This is a genomic window from Candidatus Omnitrophota bacterium (assembly GCA_041653595.1).
GTDB lineage: Bacteria > Omnitrophota > Gorgyraeia > Pluralincolimonadales > Pluralincolimonadaceae > Pluralincolimonas.
This window is the reverse complement of sequence record JBAZFB010000043.1, coordinates 1-4,069: the sequence shown is the minus strand read 5'-3', so window position 1 is coordinate 4,069 and position 4,069 is coordinate 1. Positions and strand designations below refer to the sequence as shown.

Genomic DNA, 4,069 nt, shown 5'->3' with positions numbered 1-4,069 from the left:
ATTTTCCTGGGCAAATTCCTTAAGGCTAACGGGCTTGATTATAACGCTATTTCCCAGAAATACGGATGGGATAAAAATACCACTTTTGAACAAAAGGTCGACAATATTATAAGCGAAATACCGTTCGGAAGCATATTCGGGCTTGAATTCACTTTGGTCAGGAACATGGATGGCCAGATTTCTTTTGTCACAAAAACGAGCCTTAAAGATTACCTCATGAATGCGGCGATAGATATAAAATTCAGCGAGGAAATCAGCCTGAACAATATGACAAGGGCCGCCCTCGAAAAAATATTCGACATGGTAATAGCGGGCAGTGATGATCCTACAGGTACGATTACCTTTGAGATAATAGCGGGCCAGGCTAAGGTAAAAGAACAGCACGAAACGCTCCTGGTCCTTACAATAGGCTCCAACGGCGAGAGATGTTATGTTGTTAATGAAACCAGGGTCACTAATTATTACAACGCTATTACAGGGGAACTTGAAAAAACAGTAACTGATTTCCGCAGGAACGGGAAAACAGTGGAGAACCTGTATGATATAAACCAGTTTATGGCAGATATGGGCTGGGATCCCATTGCCGTAATGGAGTATTACAATTCGCATAAAGGCGAGGGCAATAAACTCACCAATGAATCTTCCGAGACCATGTGGCTGCAGGCACTGGTAATGTACGCGTTCAAGGATTCCGGCAATAAGGGCATGGATAGCGTAATAGTTAAAATAAAAACCAAAGACGGGACTGTAAAAGAATATCAGCTTACCCGGGACCAGTTAATAAGCGTTCTGTGGGGAGGGAAAGCCAAGCTTTCAAATGACATAACTTTAGAGGCCTTTACCTCGGAAGTCACTATAAATCTTAACGAACAGACTATTACCGAAAGGACAGATTCCAAATATTCGAACGGCCAGTTGATATCTTATGATGAAAAGATATGGTCCAGCGCCACGCCTTCCATCTGGACTTATTATGAGCACAGGAACATCAAGTATAAACTTGTAACCCTGGCGAACGGCGTTACCGTCTGGAAAATAAAATCCCAGGATATAACAAGCTACAAGATAGGCGCTGAATATACGCCTGAGGCATGGGCCCAGCTTTCGGACGAGGAAAAAGCCAATGCCCTGGCGCGTTCAGCCATTGCAAACGGCCGCACTTTTGAATATAAGGTACTTGGCTTTAATCTTTGGGATTCTTTATCTTATGAAAATAAGCTTAAAGTGGCTGCGGAGTGGTTCAAGAAGAATACCGACCTGTCGGAAATACCAACCATAAACACTTCAGATGATCCGACTGTTATTTATCAGGAAGACCTCGAATATGATGAGTTTGGCCGCCTTATCGGATATGCAGAAATGATTACTGAAGGCACGCTCGTCACTATAAACAAAGTCTCTAATATCACCTATAACGAATACGGCCAGATAATAGCGCGTAAGACAGAGACATGGAAAAATGATACGGCATCTTCTCCTGAGACAAGGGGCGAAGGGCGTTCAAGATTAAGAAATACTGGAACTGGCAGAGGCAACACTGCTGATGTCAGCGCCGAATCGCCTTTAAATCAGCATTATATAACTTATGAAGGCGTATACGGAGAAGATGCTACCGGCAATCTTATATTAGAGAAAGACGGTAAAGATTACCGCATGAAATATAATGCATTTGGACAGCTGGTATACAGTTATTCAGCTGTCAGTACACAAAAATATGTAGACGGCAACTGGGTTTGGGAAGGTGTTGGGGACGATATTCACCTGCACCCTGTAGCATATTTCTCAGAAAAGACATTTTTCTACAATGAAAGCGGTAATGTATCTGGTTATATTGAACACGGGGTTGATCCTGAAGGAAGATTGCCTTATTTTAATGTTGTTACCTATAAATATAATTCAGCCGGAGAAGTAATATGGAGCCATACTACAGGCTATAGGTATGATTTTGAGAACCCAGGTTATACTTATGAAAACGGCAACATAATCGATATCTTCACTACAAGCGAAGAGTGGCTGCTTGAAAATTGCACCATAGGTGAATCAGATGGGACGGGTAAAAGGGCGGTCTATTACCAGGGTGAATTTCTTGGTTATGTATATGAGGATGGGTTTGGTAACGGGGATGATTATGTGACCTTCGAGACGGTCATAGGAACTTATGAAGAAGGCACTGAGAAGATGACCAAAGTCTGGTTCGATACGGTTCAGATAGACATGGCCTATAATTCACATATGAAGCTTGCGGCTTTCAGGGAAGGCGGCACAGTAAACGGCTACTGGTATTATTTCCAGAGATGGAGTATTACTTATAATGGCGCCGGCCAGATAACAGGATATTATCAGATAGGTGACGGCGCCCAGGGAGGTTCAGGCTCAAGCTTAAAAGACCTGAGAGAACAAAGCGGCAAGCATCATGATCTCGCGTGGAAGGAATTCAAATATGACGTAAACGGTGATGTAATAGGCACCAGCGGCTGGTATATTAATGACGACGGGGATCGTGTTGACCAGTCAGCTACCATTAAAATAGAGCGCGATAAGACAACAGGAGTGATAGTAAAGATCACGACTGTTTCCAGTTGGGAAACAGATGACGCCTATGGCGGTCAGACAGATACAACGACGTTTTCTTACGATAAGAATGGTATAAGAGTAGGCCAGGCTGAAGCAACCTCCAATAAATGGGATGAACAGAAATGGACGCTGGGCCGCATACTTACAATACTTGCGGTGGCTATAGCAGGGATTGTCACAGGAATCCTTACCGCAGGAACAACCAGCCCTCTGTTAGCCTCAATTCTTGTTTCAGTTATGTCTGTTTCCGCGGCCGTGACAATCGCGACTATTGTAGTAGTGGCATTCTTTGTGGCGCTTGCTACAACCCTTACCTCATATTTAGCGAATTCTATCCGCTTTGGTTTTGATAAGGCAAGTTGGGACATGTTTTTACAGGACTTCCTTAAAAGTTGGGGCATATCTATATTGGCTCAAGGGGTTGGATATGGCTTAGGGGAAACTATGGACTGGATAGGAGGCGCAGGCGAAGCAACAGCTGAAGCAGCTACCGTTACCATAGGCGATATGATAGTCAAAGGACTTTTGACAGCCAGCGTAACTACCCTTATCCTCTGGGCTATAAATGGATTTGATAAAAATTTCTTCAAGGACCTGAATTTCGGGCAAGTTTTCATAATCGCGCTGGCCACGATTTTATCCGTATCCACAAACGTGATTGAGCAAACAATGGAGGTCCTTAAAGACATTTATAACTCTACTCTGGGAGCAATAAAAGACGCGCTTGGGCTGAATGAGAACCTTGTAGGCGCGTGGCAAGCCGGGAAATTGAGCTTTTTCGGGCTTTTGGAAAAAGCATTTTACCGCGCTGTATTCCAGACCCTGGAAGATTATGCTGTTGACCGGCTTACGCGCGAACCAGGCGGCTCAGGCACATCGCTTGTGTTCTCCATGATATGGAATTACCAGGGTGATCAAAAAGGCTGGTATGAGACGAAATCCGGCGAGTTTGTTTTTATGCAAACCACTCCTTTACTCGGTTCCATGGCGTTCCTTAGATCAGCGGGCATTTTGATCATAACCTCCCTGGGGAATCTGTTTGAGAAACTCAATGAAAATAAAGGCGAGCCGAGAAAAAGCGACTGGAGAATACGGCTTTTCCGTAATCTGGCATCAGAGTCTTTTGAGGCGGCGTTCAACAGGATAGGCTTCGGCGATTCCGTAGATGAAAACCTGGGCACAATGGTATCCTCAGGTTATATAACAGATAATGAATCAGGAGAAAAATTATTTGCCAGGGTATATGTAAAAGAAGACAAAGAAACAGGCGCAAAAAATAAGACAGTAATTATCACGTCCAGCAAGGAATCCCAGGATATTAAAGAATACAGGACCTCCGGTACCGAGGGCGGTAAAGAAAAATACGCGGCTCATACCCAGTCCAACCTTAAAAATATGATTTTATACGTACTAAACACTCTCGGCGTAGATCAGGAAAAAATGATCGCGTTGAATGGCGAGGATCTGGAAATATCCACGAGTTCGATATCCTCGG

General features: G+C 43.9%; 1 protein-coding gene. It reads left to right on the top strand.

The window, feature by feature from the left end; translation table 11 throughout:
- Window positions 1-4,069, top strand: a 4,069-nt coding sequence (locus tag WC317_08355; protein MFA5340132.1) for a sulfite exporter TauE/SafE family protein, incomplete at both ends; no start/stop codon positions are given.